Source organism: Arthrobacter sp. RCC_34 (assembly GCF_041360795.1).
In the GTDB taxonomy this organism is placed as follows: Bacteria; Actinomycetota; Actinomycetes; order Actinomycetales; family Micrococcaceae; genus Arthrobacter_E.
Map to the genome: position 1 here is coordinate 444,045 of NZ_JBFUPW010000004.1, position 15,228 is coordinate 459,272.

The following is a 15,228-nucleotide window of genomic DNA, read 5'->3' on the forward strand; positions in this document are numbered from 1 at the left end:
CGCTCCCACCGTTCACGGTGACTTCAGCTGCGATCTCTCAAATTGCATCCCTCGGCGGTGCTGTCATGGTTGACATTGAGGAAGGAGGGTGCTGCGGGCTGATCTACACCTATGAGGTGATCAATCCCGAAATCACAGTGGGAACAGCCACTGAGCGCTACGGCTGCCCGGGGGCGTGGCTGCTGGTCAGCACCCGCGCTCAGGACTTCCTCCCGGGCGCCACTTTGGACTACTCGGACCGGGTACGACCGCCCCGAATCCGTGTGATTTGTAACCCCAACACGCCAGACGTCTGGGCATGTCGGCGCTCATTCGGAAAGCCCTGGCCCGGGCCCGGCCAAACAGCATGCTGCTCCTATCGACCCATGCTCTGGGATGACCAATATGATCCACCAGCGGCCTGGAAACGGCAGACGGGCTATTCCGACTGAATTCCCCGGCTTCGTCAACCACTGGCTACACCCGGCCCGCCCACGTCGAAGGGTTCGGGCCAACACATTGTCACCATTCGAGGTGAGTCAGAAACGACCGATTTCGCCAGAGCGGTTAGCGAACCCGACCGTGGCGAGAGCGGGCAGGTGGCGGTGGCGTCAGTCGCCGATCGAGGGGCGCGCGGGCGCGACCATGTACTCGCCCATCGTGGTGCAGATCTCGTGGAGTAGTCGAGTGAATGTCTCGATGGTGTCGGGGGAATACTTTGTGAGGACATTGGCGATGTTCGCGCCCAGCGGGTCAAAGTAGTCGTCGGCGATCGCTTGCACCCCCGGGGTGGAGTGCAGCGTGACGATGCGGCGGTCTGCGTGTACGCGGCTGCGGGTGACGTGACCTGCGCTCTCCAACCGGTTGAGCAGTGATGAGGTGGCGCCGAAGGTAAGCCCAATGATGTCGCTGAGCCTGGCCGGCGAGAGGGGGTCGCCTCTTTCCTCTGCTGCGAGGATCTCGATCATCGCGGTGGCGTCCGTCGAGTGCAGCCCTTCGCGCGCTGCGAACGCTCGAGCGACGTTGGCGTAGGTGGCGCCGTACTCGCGCAGGGCTTCGTTGAAGAGATAGTGCCCCACAGGCACCGCGACCGTTTCCTCGTTCTCCATCGGCATCTCCTCACGTGGCACACCGCTCTGCCGCCGGTTGCAGTTTATCACTCCGTCAAGCTATTCTATGGTCAAGTTATTTGATCATCAAATGTTTTGGAGTGTGTTCATGGCTGTGTCTGCCGGAGCCCGTCGTTGGATAGGGCTGATAGCCGTGGCGCTGGGTGTGGCGCTGATCGTCGTCGACACGACGATTGTGAACGTCATCACCCCGTCAGTGATTGATGACCTGGGGATCAACTCCAGCCAGGCGCAGTGGATTCAGGAGTCCTACGCGATCGTCTTCGCTGCTCTGCTGCTGGTCGTCGGTCGTATCGCCGATCTATGGGGCTCGAAGACAGTCTTTGTCGTCGGTGTTGTCATCTTCGGAGTGACGAGCTTGCTCGCAGGACTCGCCCCGAATGGGGAGACACTGATCCTCGCTCGTTTCCTGCAGGGGGTGGGAGCGGCCGCGATCCTGCCGACGTCACTGGCTCTGTTGAACCACGCCTTCACGGGACCGGCACGCGGCAAAGCCTTCGCCGTCTGGGGGTCGACGATCGGCGCAGCCACGGCTCTCGGCCCGGTTCTCGGCGGCTGGCTATCGGAGAACTCCTCGTGGCGGTGGGCGTTCGGCATCAACATCCCGCTGACGATCGCCATTCTGATCATCGCGGCACTGTTCCTCTCGCAGCCGGGCAAGTCGAAGGGCGGAGTGGACCTCGTCGGCGCCGTCCTGTCGATCATCGGCCTCGGGCTGTTGGCTTTCGGTCTCGTCGAAGGCCGCGTCTATGGCTGGGTGATGAGCGAGGAAAGGTTCGAGCTGTTCGAATGGACCTGGGACTCGGGTCTGTCTCCCGCGTTCGTCGCCCTGGTGATCTCCGCGCTGCTGCTGCTCCTATTTGTTTGGCGGCAGGTCATCGTCAGCCGGGGTCGTAGCAGGCATCAGCCGCTGATGGACACGAAATTGTTCTCTATCGCTTCGTTCCGTAACGGCAACATCGCGACGCTCATCATCGGGCTGGGCGAGTTCGGCATCATCGCGGTTCTGCCGTTGTGGCTGCAGTTCACGCTCGACTACACGCCGCTGCAGGCCGGTCTCGCGCTGGTGCCGATCGCAATCGGCAGCTTCGTGGCCAGCGGCGCGAGCTTCCCGATGTCAGGCAAGCTCACACCCCTCACCTTGGTACGCATCGGCCTGATCCTGGAAGTAGCCGGCCTCGCAGGCCTCGGCGTGGTGGCGGCGTTCACCGATGCGAACTGGTTCCTCATCTCCGTCGTACTGTTCTTCTACGGCATCGGTGTCGGGTTCGCCACCGCACAGGTCACGAACGTCGTTCTCGCCGACGTCCCGGCCGACGAAGGCGGACAGAGCTCCGGAATCCAGAGCACCTTCCGTCAACTCGGCTCGGCACTCGGTATCGCCGCCCTCACCACGGTGTTCTTCTCCACGCTCGGAAGTACCCTGCAGCACCGGCTCGAAGACAAGGGCCTGTCCGTGACCGACGCGACAAAGTTCAGCGACGCGGTCACCGACAGCGCCGGCGCCGCGATCGGTCCGATCAGGGAGATCCCCGGCTACGGTTTCGTGGCCGATATCGCTCGCGACGCGATGACCCACGCCGTCATGCTCGGTTCTCTGCTCGCTGCGGGATTCCTGGTTGTCGGTGTCATTGCCACATTCCTCATCCCGAACAACGAGGCGGCCGGCCACAGCTCAATGCCTGAAGCAGTTGAGTCGAACCCCGCCGACTAGTCCGCCCACGCGGATCCCGCGCACCAGCGCCCTCCTCCGACGCCCCTGCGTTGCTTGGAGGGCACTGGTCATCCAATAGCCTCAGAGAACTCGTCCGCGGCGCCGCCCGTGAGAAGCCCAGGCCGGTGACGGTGAGCCCGACGACCGTGCGATTACGACAACCGCAGCCGCGAACCGCAATGCGACCATCAAAGGACCCCACTCCATGAGCAAGAAGACCGTGCTAATCTCCGGGGCGAGCATCGCCGGCCCGACACTGGCCTACTGGCTGCACAGATACGGATGGGAAACCACCATCATCGAACGAGCCCCGGAACTTCGAACCGGCGGCCAGAACATCGACATACGCGGCGCCGGCCAAACGATCGCATGCCGCATGGGCATCGAACACACCATCCGGGACGCAACCACCGGTGAAGTCGGAACCCGCTTCGTCGACGCCCACGGACACACCGTCGCAGCATCACGCGTCAGCGACGGGGGTGGCGGGGCCACCGCTGAACTCGAGATCCTCCGGGGCGATCTCGCACGCATCCTCGTCGACGCGACCACGCCCGGCACGAAGTACAACTTCGGCGACACCATCACCGCACTACACCACAACCAGAACGACGTCACCGTCTCCTTCGCAAATGGGGAGGACCGCACCTTCGATCTCGTCGTCCTCGCCGAAGGCAAGAACTCCCGCTCCAGAGACCTCGCCTTCAACGACGTCACCATCCGCCCACTCGGCCTCTACACCGCATTCCTCACGATCCCCCGCCTCGACGCCGACACCCAGTGGGCCCGCTGGTACAACGCCACCGGGGGCCGCGCGATCATCCTCCGCCCCGACAACAAGGGCACCACCCGCGCCGCCCTGTCCTTCATCTCCGACCGTGCCGGCTACGACGACCGGGACCCCGACGCTCAAAAGCGCGTCCTGAAAACCGTATTCAAGGACGCGGGCTGGGAAGCACCTCGAGTCCTCGACGCCCTCGACAGCGAATCGGACATGTACTTCGAATACCTCGGGCAGGTCCAGATGCCTCAATGGTCCACCGGACGCATCGCCGTCGTCGGAGACGCAGCCGCATGCGCCTCCCCAATCAGCGGCATGGGAACTAGCCTCGCACTCGTCGGCGCATACGTCCTCGCCGGAGAACTCGCAGCACACGTCGACCACCGAGACGCCTTCCGCGGCTACGAACGCATCATGCGCCCCTACGTCGAACAAGCCCAGAACCTGCCCCCAGGAACCCCGCGTCTAGCCAACCCCAAGTCCGCACCGGGAATCGCTCTCCTCCGACTCGCGCTCAAGATCGGGACGTCCCGCGCCTTCGACATCATCGGCGACCGGTTCTTCTCCCCACCCGCAGAGAAGATCGAGCTACCCGACTACCAGCACCTCGAACAGCACTAGCAAGTGCTCCCGCGGACGGCGACGCGATGCTCTTAGAAGCCGAAGGTGCCGACTACCACGAAGCCAGTGAACGGCTCTGGAACCTCGCGAACTCACTCGCGAGCACCCCGCCGGTCGCTGGACCACACTGGCCCTCCAGGATTTGCAGCCTCCGCGGCCCAGTAGGGCTGCTGGTATAGAACAATCGCAATTAATGCCTGGACCGGCGTCGACTGCACGACACAGCAAGTAAAATGACCACCAGATCATTCCGACCGGCACTCTTCACCGCAGCCTTGCGCGGATAACGGACCAAACCCACGGACCTCTCCGGCGCGTCAGAAACGACCGATATTGACTCGCCCAGGAAAGGAAGCGCATAAGCTGACGCAATGCCTGACAACACTTTTTCGAGCGAACGGCCCTATGACGAGCTGCACGCTACCGTGGTCGACGCGCTTCGCCATGACCTGCCGAGCGACATCTCAGCTCACGCCGCTCATGAGGTCCTAGAGCGACTGCGGGACCAAGGGCTTCCCATCCCTGAACGAGACACCGTTTAGGCCTTCAAGCTATCGGTTGGCGTTCCAGGCCGGCCCTTTCATGCCCCGCGATCAATCGCTCCCTTTCCAGCTCTCCGGCCGCAGCCACTCGACCACGACGATGCCCCTGCAGGTATGGCTCACAGGTAGAGACCAAGAGGTCCCCAAGATCATCCAGTACGTCGAGGCGAAGGCGACGACTACGCGACAGCCCTGGAGGCTCCGGAGCAGCCGTGCGGGCCGGATCCGCGGCAATTTCCATCCACGCCGGCTAGAACTCCACGGAACCACGGCCGCCCAATAAATGAGACGAAATAGTCCACACTCTGGACTTCGGGCTACGCTGGGACCGTGTTGGGAGTTCTCGCCGGTTTCTTCGTGGTCTGGGCCATCATCGGGGTGGGCTGGTTCGTCGGCCGCCGCGGAATCCTAGGACCGAACGCCGGCCAGACCCTCAGCCGCCTGGCCTTCTTCGTCGCCAGCCCCGCACTGCTGTTCGAGACCCTGTCCAAGGCGCGCCTCGAGGACGTCCTCGGCCCGCAGCTCGCGGTGGCCGCCATCAGCGGCACCGCCGTCGGGATCGCCTACCTCCTGGTCAGCAAGCTCCTCCTGAAGCGCGACAGCCCGGAGAGCATCATCGGCGCCATGAGCGCCAGCCAGGCGAACAGCGCCAACCTCGGCATCCCGATCGCGGTCTACGTGCTCGGCGACGCCTCCTACGTCGCTCCCCTGCTGATCTTCCAGCTGGCCTTCTACAACCCGCTGAACCTGATGCTCCTGGATGCGACGCTCGGCGGGCGCAGCACGCGGCAGAACCCCGTGTTCAAGTTCCTCCTGATCATCCTCAGGAACCCTGTCATCGTGGCGTCGGCCCTCGCCCTGGCGCTCTCCGCGCTGCACCTCCGGCTCCCGGATCTGGTGCTGCAGCCGATCCACTTCATCGGCGGCGCCGCCGTCCCCGCGATGCTCATGTCGTTCGGCATGTCTCTGAACGGGAACCGGCCGCTGTCCGCCGCGAGCGGGCGCCGCACGGACATCCTGGTGGCGTCGTCCTTCAAGCTGCTGCTGCACCCGGTGCTCGCGTTCCTGGCGGCACACTTCATCCTGGGGCTCGACGGTCATGGCCTGTTCGCAGCCACGATCGCCGGAGCACTGCCTACCGCGCAGAACGTGTTCGTCGCGGCGAACCGCTATCAGCAGGGCGTGACGATCGCCAAGGACACGGTGCTGATCACCACGATCATCGCCGTCCCGGCCATGCTGGTGATCGCCGCGTTCCTGCACTGAGGTCACGGGGCCCGCTCCGATTCGCCAGCCCTGACTCAGCGGAACACGAGTTCGTTCACCCTGGGCGCCGGGGAGCCGGGAGAGAACAGGATCCTGACCCCGGACACCGCCCACGCAGGGTCCACCGTGAAGGCCGCATACAGCGCTCCCTCCTGCATGACCCCGAGGTCCGCCCACGAGCCGTTCCGCAGCACCTGAACCGTGCCGCTTGCCGACCCGACCACCTCGACCTGTCGCGCGGACACCGGCGCGTCGAGCGTGCGCTGCAGGAACGAACCGGATACCGGAGTCGATGCCGCTTGATAGGCGGTTCCGGGATCGGCGTCGAACGCCGCAGGCGCCCCTTGACCGGGCACGGAGGCCAGGTTGCTCGTGGCCGACGACGGCGCAGCCGCCTGGATCTCGCGGATCTTGACCCACTGCCCGCCCGGGTTCGGCGCGGTCGCCCGCCAGCGGACGTACCGCGCCTGCACCGGCGTATCGAAGGTGTACTGCACGAGCGGCCGGGCCGTGAAGGTGCCCGCCGTGGTCCACGTGACACCGTCCGCCGAATAGTCCAGCGCGGCGTTGTAGATCATGTCGCCGGTCTGGGTGTCACTGTCCGATTGCCGCACCACGAGGGACCCCACCGGCTTCACGGAGCCGAGGTCGAGCTGCACCGCACTTCCCGCAACGGGCGCCTGGTTCGACCAGTAGAACGTCTGCGGATCACCATCGGTCATCTTGTCCGTGGTGTAGGTCGAATACGTCCCCAGGGTGCTGGACGCGACACCAGGGTGGGCCGGAGTGACGAGAGGGGTTGCTCCGAGCCAGTCCCGGTAGATCCCGGACGCCTTCGTGCTGAATGCCTCGAAGGCGCCGTCGCCGACGGAAGGCGTGATCGCGTTCCGCACTACCGTTCCCCCCTCTCCCAGGTCGGGAACGGTGGGCTTCTTGGCCTGTTCGATCGCCGCGGCCGCCGCGAAGTACTCCGTGGTGGCAGTCGGCCCGTCGCCGGCGTCGAGCGCCTTCAGCATGGCCACCTGATGGCGAATCGCAGCGGCCCAGCGCGCGGCGGCGTCGACCCACGGCTTGGCATCCTGCGCGAATCCAGGCTGCGCCATCCGCCCCAAGGTCTGGGGCAGCCGCTCGATGGCCGCCAGCCGCGTCAGCAGCGCCGCCCCGGCCGCGGGGTTCTTAACCTCACGCGCTGCCCAGAAGTCCCGGATGTCCTGGTTCAGGGCCGGAGCATTCTCGGTGCTGGGGCGGTACGGCCAGTTCTGGTTGAGGTCCGCGAAGGTGGTCATCGCCGTCCGGGTTGCACCATCCGGACCTGCAAGCTCATTGAGCGCGGACGTCATGGACTTCGCCGGGTCATAGGCAGGGCCGTTCCACGTGTAGTCACCGTAGCCGGCGAGCGACGGCAGCGAGGCGTACGGTTCGATCATCGGGTTGGAGGTGATGCCGTCGATGTACCGGTAGAGATCCGGGTCCCGCCCGGTGAGCGGGTTCAGGAACAGACGGCCACGCTGACCGTCGTTGACCGGGAAGTTGTCCCAGATGTACAGGTGCTTGGTGGCGTACGAGGTGCTCGCACGCTGGACCGAGGCCGCCGTGATGGTGTCGGAGAAGACCCCCTCGCCGGTCCACTGCACTCGGATGTCAGGATTCAGCCGGGACCCGAATTCCCCCTTGTACGGATCCGGACCAGAGCCGTTGTAGTTCGTGGGAACCGTCTGCAGCGGAGGCAGTCCGTGAGGCTTGATGTACTCGTTCTGCAGCCGGTTCAGGTAATCGGCCTGAGCATCGGCAAGCCAGTGCCAGTTCCCCTGATCGGGGTACCTCGCCTTGTCTTCGGCGCAATGGAAGGAAAGAGGGATGTCATCCAGCGCGACGTAGAAGGACCGCACGCCGAGGTTCCTGAGCTGCTCGAACTTCGCCACCGTGGCCTGGAAATCGGCGTCCGAGGAGTAGCAGACATCGTTGCCCGGCGAGAGCGCGAAGGTGAAGTCGACGTGCTGGGCGTTCGCCTCCTTGACCAACTGATCCATCCGCTGCAGATCGGCGCCACTGTAAAGAGCGCGCCAGCGGGCCCGCAGCAGCGCGTCGTCCTTCGGGGTGTAGATGTACGTGTTGAGCTTGTGTTCGGCGTAGAAGGCGAACTGGTCCAGCCTCGCCTGCTGCGACCAGGGAATCCCGTAGAACCCCTCGATGGCGCCACGGATGGACATGAGAGGCCAGTCTCGCACGACGACGCCGGGCACGGACTTCCCCTGGACGAGTTGCCGCAGCGATTGGGCGGCGTAGAACGTGCCCCGCGCGTCGTAGCCGTTGAGGGCGATCACGGGACGGCCTTCGTAACGCCCGGAGGACAGCACATACCCGTCGGCCCGAAGGCCTGTCGCGTCCTGGGCGCCCATTCCGGCCACCACGCGGGCGATCGCAGGGTTGTCCTGCGCTGTTCCCAGATAGATCTCTTTACCCGCCGACCGCGGTGTCGAGGAGACTTCGGGCTTGCCCCCGGCCTGCTGGACGATCCGACGCACCAGGTCCACCGTGGGCTGATCCGCCTGGCGTCCGGTGACGATGGTGACCTTCCCGGTGAGCGGCACCGCCTCGCCCCCTGCCCGCACCGACTGAGGCGTCGGAAGCACAGCGGGCGGCGTTCCCGGGCTCTCAGTGGCGGCGACCGGGTTCGACGTGGTGAGTGCGGATGCCGGGACGGCACCGGCGCTCAGACCTCCGACGGCGAGTGCGACGACCAGCGCCGCGGTCCCGGTGCGGCGTGCGGCGCGATCGCCACGCGCGCCCCGCCCTGACATCCTATCCAGCCTTCCCATCAACACCATGCGAGATCCTGCTCTCTAAATCGGTTAAGGAATCACAAAAAGGCTATGACGTAGATCACTTCTTGGCTAGGGGCGCCTTCGGGCAGGCCGCGCACTCAGCCCCTTTCGGCCGGCTTCGCCCGCCACCCACCCAGCTGTCCGAGCAGCATCGCCCCGAAGGCCAGGATCAGCCCGACCACCTGCAACGGCCCGAACGTCTCGCCCTTCACCAGGACCCCCAGGCCGGCCGCCATGAGCGGCGAGAGGAAGCCGAGGAGCGAGGCCCGCGTGACCGGCAGTTTCCCGATGGCCCAGAACCACAGCGCGTACGCCAGCAGTCCGCCGACAAGTCCCAGCCAGAGGTAACCGCCCAGGGCGCGGGGGCCGACGTCGGCGGGCAGGCCTTCCACCAGCAGCGTGAGCGGGAGGAGAAACAGTCCACCGGCCGTGAGCTGCCAGCCGGCCATTGCGAGCGGTCGGACGCCTGCGGGACGCCCCCACTTCTTGGTCAGCACTACGCCCAGGCCCATGGAGGCCGTGCCCGCGAGACCCGCGAGGACGCCGACGGCGTCGAGACCGGCGGACCGCCCCAGGACCACGAAGCCCACGCCGACCGCACCCACCACGGCCCACGCGAGGCGCCAGAACACCAGCTTCTCCTGGAGCACCGCGACCGCGAGGAAAGCCACGAGCAGGGGCTGCGCGGCGCCGAGCGTCGCGGCCACCCCGCCCGGCAGATGCGCGGCGGAGATGAACAGGAGCGGGAAGAAGAAGCCGATGTTCAGCAGCCCCAGGACGGCCGCCCGGAACCACCACACACCATGCGGGAGCGCGCGTCCGAGGGCGAGCGCCACCAGCCCGGCGGGCAGCGCGCGGGCCAGCCCCGCGAAGAGCGGATGACCGGCCGGCAGGAAGTCGGTGGTCACCAGATAGGTGGTGCCCCAGGACAGCGGGGCCAGCGCGGCGAGCACGGTGACGAGCGCCAAGGGCAGCGCACGACGCCGCGCGGCCGGGCCGGGCGCGGGGGCTTCGGCCGGGCTACCCGGGCTTCCTGGATCGGGGGCGCCGGGGACCGTCGCGCCGGCGCCGGCAGGAGTCTCAAGAGCTGGTGAAGTGGTCATGCCTCCACTCTCGCCCCGGTCCTGTCAATGAGTCCAACACATGGATTTCATGCCAATCATGAATATTCTTGATGCATGGACTTGCAGCAGATGCGGTACGTCGTCGGCATCGCGGAGACCGGGAGCTTCACCCGCGCCGCGGCCCGGAACTTCGTGGTGCAATCGGCCCTGAGCCACCAGATCGCGGCGTTGGAACGCGAACTCGGAGTGCAGTTGTTCGTGCGCTCCAGCCGCCAGGTCCGGCTGACGGAGGCCGGCGAGGCGTTCCTGCCCCACGCCCGTGCCGCACTCGACGCCGCGGACCGGGCCAGGGATGAGGCGGCAGCGGCCCAGGGTACGGTCCGGGGCACCCTCCGGATCGGAGTGATCCCCACCGTCACGGCCGTGGACCTCCCCGCCGTGCTCCGCGCATGCCGCACGCGCTTTCCTGAACTCCTGCTCGCAGCACGGGTCGCGAACAGCGAGGAGATGATCGCGGAGGTGCGGGCCGGGACCCTGGACATCGGCTTCCTGGGACTCCTCGACGGCACGCGCGTGGAGGGCGTGGCGCAGCGCGCCCTGACGCGGGACACGCTGGCCGCGACCCTCGCTCCGGAGCACCCCCTCGCCACGCGGGACAGGCTCTCCCTCGCCGACCTCGCGGAGGAGCCGTTCGCCGACTTCCCGCGCACCTCCGCGGGGCGCAAACAGAGCGACGCGGCGTTCGCGCGGGCCGGCGTCGAACGCCAGGTGGCCTACGAACTCGGATCCATGGACTTGACCCGGGAACTGATCGTCAGTGGCCTGGCCGTGGCCCTCCTGCCGAGCCGTTACGCGGCGGCGATGCCCGGCGTCGTCGTGGTGCCGCTCATCGAGGAGACCGTGCGGCACGAGATCCTCATCTGGGACCGGCTGCACCCGAGCCCCGCGGCGCGCGCGTTCACAGAACTCGTCGCGGAGCTGCTCACACCCTGACCGACGACGGCGGTCCCCCGCCGCTGCTCATGCGTCCGGCAGGACATCGAAGCCGGTTCCGCCGGTCGGCGGCACCGGCTCGGACCGGACCGCATCCACCCGGGCCCAGCGAGGCCCGTGGTGCGCCCAGGCCACAAGGTCGGCGAGGCGCTTCGGATCGCCCTCGGCTTCGGCCTCGACGGAGCCGTCCGCGCGGTTCCGCACCCAGCCGCTCACGCCGATGTCCTCCGCCGCCTGGCACATGGCGAAGCGGTAGCCCACGGCCTGGACCCGCCCCGTGATCAGCAGTCGAATCCGTTCCATGTCCTCATGATGATCCACGGCGCGGCCGTTGGCGAGACCGGGCCCTGCTCAGCCCTGGCCGAGCGCGATCTGGCCCAGCAGTTCGGCGGAGCGCAGCTTGGCCTCGGTGCCCGGGGCCTGGTGGGCGACGATCAGCTCGTCGGCGTCGGCGTGCTTCGCGAAGCCCTCCAGGTACTCCAAAACGGCGGCGGGCTCGCCCACGGCGGAGTACTTGACCATCTCCCGCAGGTGCTGGCCCTGCGGGGCGTCGAGCACCAGATCGGCCTCCTCGTCCGTGAAGGTGTGACCACGGCCGAAGAAGGTCTGCACACGCTGCCGGAGCGCGTCGCGGAGGAGATCCTGGGCCTGCGCGGTCGAGTCCGCGGCCACGACGTTCACACCCGCGATCACATACGGCTCGGTCAGCTGCGCGGAGGGCTTGAACTGCTCGCGGTAGATGCGGACCGCGTCCTGCAGCGCGGCGGGGGCGAAATGGGACGCGAACGCGTACGGCAGACCGAGCGCGGCCGCGAGCTTGGCGCCGAAGAGCGAGGATCCGAGGATGTACAGCGGCACGTGCGTGCCCTTGCCGGGGGTGGCCTCGACGCCCGGGATCAGGGTGCTGTCACCGAGGAAGGCCTGGAGCTCCTGAACGTCCTGCGGGAAGGTGTCGGCGGCCATGGCGTCGCGGCGGAGGGCCCGCATGGTGTTCTGGTCACTGCCGGGGGCGCGGCCCAGGCCGAGGTCGATGCGTCCTGGATGCAGGGATTCGAGGGTGCCGAACTGCTCCGCGATGGTCAGCGGCGAGTGGTTCGGCAGCATGATGCCGCCGGCGCCGAGGCGGATGGTCTTCGTGTGGGCGGCGACATGCGCGATCAGCACGCTCGTGGCCGACGACGCGATGCTGGCCATGTTGTGGTGCTCGGCGTACCAGACGCGCTCATATCCGGCGTCCTCGGCGAGCTGCGCCAGGGCCACGCTGCCATCCAGACTCTCCTTCACACTCTGCCCGGGTCCGATGGTCGCGAGGTCGAGGATGGAGAGCTTCAGGGACATGACTGCCTTTCATCGGTGTTCCGCGCCGGGATCACCGGCCACATCTGCGACAACGACGGCGCGGGGCCGGGCATTCCTGTGAGATCCGCCGCGTGCCGCACAGGACGGTTCAGCGCACCCGTTCGGCGCCCCGGATCCTGTCGAGCTCCTCACGGATCAGGACGACGGCCCACCCGGTGTCCGCGTCGGCCGGCTGATGCAGCAGGTGGAGTCCCAGGCCGTCGCAGAGGGCGAGCAGGCGCCGTCCGTCGTGCCGCGGGCCCTCCCCGGACGGCTCCTCGCCCCGCAGGAACCCGGCCAGCCGGATGAAGAGATCCAGGAGGCGCGCATGGGCGTCGTCGCGGGCCCGGGCGAGTCCGGGGTTCCCCGGGGTCTCCGCGATCAGGGCCATGTTGAGTTCGAACTCGCGGCGAGTCTCCGGCGTGAGTGGCAGGAGTTCGCTGATCACGGCGAGGACGTACTCCACCGGGTCCGCGCCCGGGACGAGCGCGGAGACTCGCTCCGTGGCTCGCTCCACCATGAGTTCGGCGGAGAATTCGAGCAGCTCTGACTGCGTCGGGAAGAGATGCCGTAAGGAGCCGACGGCCACCCCGGCCCGGGCCGCGACCGTTCGGACGGAGACCGCGCTGATGCCTTGTTCCAGGACGATCTCCCAGACCGCCTCGGCCAGTCGTGCTTTGCGCTCTTCGCGCGGCGTGTATCCCACCCTGCCATCCTAGTACACTCGTGCTAGCCTCAAGTTGGTACGACTGTACCAATGATGATGTGCAACGAGCGAGGAGACCTGATGATCATTCCCGGCGAAGCGGCGGGGGCACTGTTGCTCCTCGCCCTCACGGATTCCCTCAGCTTCGGCACGCTCCTGGTGCCGGTGTGGCTGCTCATGGCGCCGGGGCGGATGCGGCCCGGACGGATCGCGTTGTATCTGGGAACGGTGGCGGTCGCGTACTTTGCTGTGGGGATCGTCCTCATGACGGGCGGCGGCCTGCTGCTGAAGAACGCGTCCGGCCTTCTCGACTCCACCCCGGCGCAGTTCCTCCAGCTCCTTCTCGGTGTGACGCTGCTGGTCCTCAGCTTCGCCCTGGACACCAAGGCCGCGAGGGCACGGGCCGCGGAGCGCGGGGCTCAGCCCGGGCGGCTGCGGCGCTGGCGCGACCAGGCCATGGGTGAGAACAGCGGATCCGCAGCGCTCATGGGGCTGGCGGTGAGCGCCGTCGTCGTGGAGATCGCGTCGATGCTGCCGTATCTGGCGGCCACCGGCATCATCACGACGCAGACCGCGGACCAGCCGACGGCGCTGCTGGTCCTGGCGCTCTACTGCCTGGTGATGATCGCGCCCGCGCTGGCGCTGACCGCGGGCCGGCTGTTCGCGCGGCGGATCGTCGAGGGGCCTCTGAGGAGACTCGACGCCTGGCTCACCCGCAGCGCCCGCTCCACCACGCTCTGGATCATCGGGATCGTGGGGTTCCTGCTCGCCGTACACGCTGCCAAGGCGCTCGGCTGGGTGGCGTGAACCGGAGCCATTCTGCCCCATCGGAGAGACAATGGAAGAAGGAGCTCCCCCCGGAGCAGAAGCGCTTCCGGACGGCTTCGTAAGCTAAGGAGGGGATCCCCATGGACCCCGTTGCTCTCATCGTCCTGGGCGTCGTCATCGTGCTGCTGATCATCCTGGCGAAAGCGTCCATCCGCATCGTCCGGCAGTACGAACAGGGCGTTCTGTTCCGGCTCGGACGGGTGGTCGGGGTGCGCATGCCCGGCTTCCGTCTCATCATCCCCGTGGTGGATCATCTGCCGCTGGTGAGCCTGCGGATCGTGACCATGCCGATCCAGTCCCAGGGCATCATCACCCAGGACAACGTCAGCGTGGATGTCTCCGCGGTGGCCTATTACCGTGTGGTGGATGCCGTGAAGTCCGTGGTGGCGATCGAGAACGTCGCGGCCGCCATCAATCAGATCGCCCAGACCACGCTGCGACGCGTGGTGGGGCGGCACACTCTCGACCAGACCCTCTCCGAGACCGAAAGGATCAATGACGACATCCGTCAGATCCTCGACGTCCTCACCACCGATTGGGGCGTGGAAGTGACCCTGGTGGAGCTGAAGGACATCCAGCTTCCGGACGCCATGAAACGCGCCATGGCCCGCCAGGCCGAGGCCGAGCGGGAGAAGAGGGCCAAGATCATCGCGGCCGAAGGCGAGGCCATCTCGGCCGCTGCCTTGGGTGATGCCTCAGACACCATGATGGCCCACCCTCTCGCGCTGCAGCTCCGCAATCTGCAGAGCCTGGTGGAGATCGGCGTGGACAAGAACACCACGGTCGTCTTCCCGGCGCCGCTCATGAGCACGATCGGGGAACTCTCCGCATTCCTGGCTCGGGAGGGTCAGGCGGCCTCCTCCACGCCGGCGAGTCCGGGCAAAGCGGCCTGAGCCGCCCACGGTCCCCTCAGAGGTGAGCCTCGAGAATGGCGATGCCACGGCGCAGCACAGCCGTCAGGGCGTCTCGTTCCTCCCCCGAGAAGACCGGGGTGACATGCTCCCCCGCAGGCGTCAGCGACTCCAGATTCATCCCGGTGAACAGCTTGTCGTAGCACCGCTCGGCCATCGGTCCCCGGTCGGCCAGGTCCGCACCCACGCTGGAGGCCACGTCCCCGAGGAGGTTCCACGCCTCCACGAGGCGGGAACAGGCGTCGTCTCCTGAGGGCTTGGCCGGCACATCCTCCACCGCATCGAGATCCACGATCAGCGATTCCTCGTCCCGGTCGAAACCGAAGCGGGCAGCGAGTTCCTCCAGCCCTTCCTCGGTGCGGGCATGGACGATCCGGCCCTGCTCCACCGCGAGCCCGTCCGGCAGCGCGGCGTCGTCCGCCACATTCTCGGACTGCCAGACCAGCCACAGCCGCTCGCCCCGGAGAGTGACGCCCACGGGATACGAATTCCTCATCCCTGCACAGTAGTCCCACCCCGGGCTCCCGGGA

The 15,228-nt window shown here is 67.0% G+C and carries 13 protein-coding genes; 6 read left to right on the top strand and 7 right to left on the bottom strand.

Annotation, left to right across the window (positions count from 1 at the left end; genetic code table 11):
• Positions 1 to 590 precede the first annotated feature (590 nt).
• Entirely contained in the window at positions 591 to 1,088 is a 498-nt protein-coding gene (locus AB6732_RS16515; protein ID WP_370960971.1) for a MarR family winged helix-turn-helix transcriptional regulator, read from the bottom strand.
• A gap of 109 nt (positions 1,089 to 1,197) precedes the next feature.
• On the opposite strand from AB6732_RS16515, the gene AB6732_RS16520 reads away from it, so the two are divergent.
• From AB6732_RS16520 to AB6732_RS16530, 3 genes are all read left to right on the top strand, one after another.
• Positions 1,198 to 2,823, top strand: coding sequence for a DHA2 family efflux MFS transporter permease subunit (locus AB6732_RS16520; protein WP_370960972.1), 1,626 nt, complete (start codon positions 1,198 to 1,200; stop codon positions 2,821 to 2,823).
• A 205-nt stretch (positions 2,824 to 3,028) separates the two neighbouring features.
• Positions 3,029 to 4,225, top strand: a complete 1,197-nt coding sequence (locus AB6732_RS16525; protein ID WP_370960973.1) for an FAD-dependent monooxygenase — start codon at positions 3,029 to 3,031, stop codon at positions 4,223 to 4,225.
• A gap of 872 nt (positions 4,226 to 5,097) precedes the next feature.
• Complete coding sequence (locus AB6732_RS16530) at positions 5,098 to 6,033, top strand: AEC family transporter (protein ID WP_370960974.1); 936 nt, start codon at positions 5,098 to 5,100, stop codon at positions 6,031 to 6,033.
• 35 nt (positions 6,034 to 6,068) lie between these two features.
• Here AB6732_RS16530 and AB6732_RS16535 read toward each other — a convergent pair whose 3' ends face one another.
• Together AB6732_RS16535 and AB6732_RS16540 are read right to left on the bottom strand one after the other, a co-directional pair.
• Positions 6,069 to 8,834 carry a beta-N-acetylglucosaminidase domain-containing protein gene (locus tag AB6732_RS16535; RefSeq protein ID WP_370960975.1) on the bottom strand — a complete coding sequence of 922 codons (2,766 nt, stop codon included), beginning with the start codon at positions 8,832 to 8,834 and terminating at the stop codon, positions 6,069 to 6,071.
• A gap of 122 nt (positions 8,835 to 8,956) precedes the next feature.
• Positions 8,957 to 9,961 (bottom strand): EamA family transporter, encoded by a 1,005-nt coding sequence (locus AB6732_RS16540; RefSeq protein ID WP_370960976.1) that lies wholly within the window; start codon positions 9,959 to 9,961, stop codon positions 8,957 to 8,959.
• A gap of 75 nt (positions 9,962 to 10,036) precedes the next feature.
• Between AB6732_RS16540 and AB6732_RS16545 the strand changes: the two genes are divergently transcribed.
• Positions 10,037 to 10,915 carry a LysR family transcriptional regulator gene (locus AB6732_RS16545; protein WP_370960977.1) on the top strand — a complete coding sequence of 293 codons (879 nt, stop codon included), beginning with the start codon at positions 10,037 to 10,039 and terminating at the stop codon, positions 10,913 to 10,915.
• Positions 10,916 to 10,942: 27 nt separating this feature from the next.
• Here the strand turns inward: AB6732_RS16545 and AB6732_RS16550 are convergent, their stop codons facing one another.
• The 3 genes from AB6732_RS16550 to AB6732_RS16560 all read right to left on the bottom strand — a co-directional run bounded on the left by AB6732_RS16550 (position 10,943) and on the right by AB6732_RS16560 (position 12,959).
• Positions 10,943 to 11,218 (bottom strand): acylphosphatase, encoded by a 276-nt coding sequence (locus AB6732_RS16550; protein WP_370960978.1) that lies wholly within the window; start codon positions 11,216 to 11,218, stop codon positions 10,943 to 10,945.
• A 48-nt stretch (positions 11,219 to 11,266) separates the two neighbouring features.
• Complete coding sequence (locus AB6732_RS16555) at positions 11,267 to 12,253, bottom strand: LLM class flavin-dependent oxidoreductase (protein WP_370960979.1); 987 nt, start codon at positions 12,251 to 12,253, stop codon at positions 11,267 to 11,269.
• 109 nt (positions 12,254 to 12,362) lie between these two features.
• Entirely contained in the window at positions 12,363 to 12,959 is a 597-nt protein-coding gene (locus AB6732_RS16560) for a TetR/AcrR family transcriptional regulator (RefSeq protein ID WP_370960980.1), read from the bottom strand.
• Between the two features lie 81 nt (positions 12,960 to 13,040).
• On the opposite strand from AB6732_RS16560, the gene AB6732_RS16565 reads away from it, so the two are divergent.
• Positions 13,041 to 13,766: a GAP family protein gene (locus tag AB6732_RS16565; RefSeq protein ID WP_370960981.1), complete on the top strand. Its 726-nt coding sequence runs from the start codon at positions 13,041 to 13,043 to the stop codon at positions 13,764 to 13,766.
• 101 nt (positions 13,767 to 13,867) lie between these two features.
• Positions 13,868 to 14,680 (top strand): slipin family protein, encoded by an 813-nt coding sequence (locus AB6732_RS16570; RefSeq protein ID WP_370960982.1) that lies wholly within the window; start codon positions 13,868 to 13,870, stop codon positions 14,678 to 14,680.
• A 16-nt stretch (positions 14,681 to 14,696) separates the two neighbouring features.
• On the opposite strand, the gene AB6732_RS16575 is transcribed toward AB6732_RS16570, so the two are convergent.
• Positions 14,697 to 15,194: a hypothetical protein gene (locus AB6732_RS16575; protein WP_370960983.1), complete on the bottom strand. Its 498-nt coding sequence runs from the start codon at positions 15,192 to 15,194 to the stop codon at positions 14,697 to 14,699.
• Positions 15,195 to 15,228: the final 34 nt, after the last annotated feature.

Excerpts from the sequence above, each read along its gene's own strand:
- AB6732_RS16520 (WP_370960972.1), top strand. The coding sequence starts at position 1,198 with ATGGCTGTGTCTGCCGGAGCCCGTCGTTGGATAGGGCTGATAGCCGTG.
- AB6732_RS16575 (WP_370960983.1), bottom strand. The coding sequence starts at position 15,194 with ATGAGGAATTCGTATCCCGTGGGCGTCACTCTCCGGGGCGAGCGGCTG.
- AB6732_RS16570 (WP_370960982.1), top strand. The coding sequence starts at position 13,868 with ATGGACCCCGTTGCTCTCATCGTCCTGGGCGTCGTCATCGTGCTGCTG.
- AB6732_RS16535 (WP_370960975.1), bottom strand. The coding sequence starts at position 8,834 with ATGTCAGGGCGGGGCGCGCGTGGCGATCGCGCCGCACGCCGCACCGGG.
- AB6732_RS16545 (WP_370960977.1), top strand. The coding sequence starts at position 10,037 with ATGGACTTGCAGCAGATGCGGTACGTCGTCGGCATCGCGGAGACCGGG.
- AB6732_RS16565 (WP_370960981.1), top strand. The coding sequence starts at position 13,041 with ATGATCATTCCCGGCGAAGCGGCGGGGGCACTGTTGCTCCTCGCCCTC.
- AB6732_RS16525 (WP_370960973.1), top strand. The coding sequence starts at position 3,029 with ATGAGCAAGAAGACCGTGCTAATCTCCGGGGCGAGCATCGCCGGCCCG.
- AB6732_RS16540 (WP_370960976.1), bottom strand. The coding sequence starts at position 9,961 with ATGACCACTTCACCAGCTCTTGAGACTCCTGCCGGCGCCGGCGCGACG.
- AB6732_RS16515 (WP_370960971.1), bottom strand. The coding sequence starts at position 1,088 with ATGGAGAACGAGGAAACGGTCGCGGTGCCTGTGGGGCACTATCTCTTC.
- AB6732_RS16555 (WP_370960979.1), bottom strand. The coding sequence starts at position 12,253 with ATGTCCCTGAAGCTCTCCATCCTCGACCTCGCGACCATCGGACCCGGG.
- AB6732_RS16550 (WP_370960978.1), bottom strand. The coding sequence starts at position 11,218 with ATGGAACGGATTCGACTGCTGATCACGGGGCGGGTCCAGGCCGTGGGC.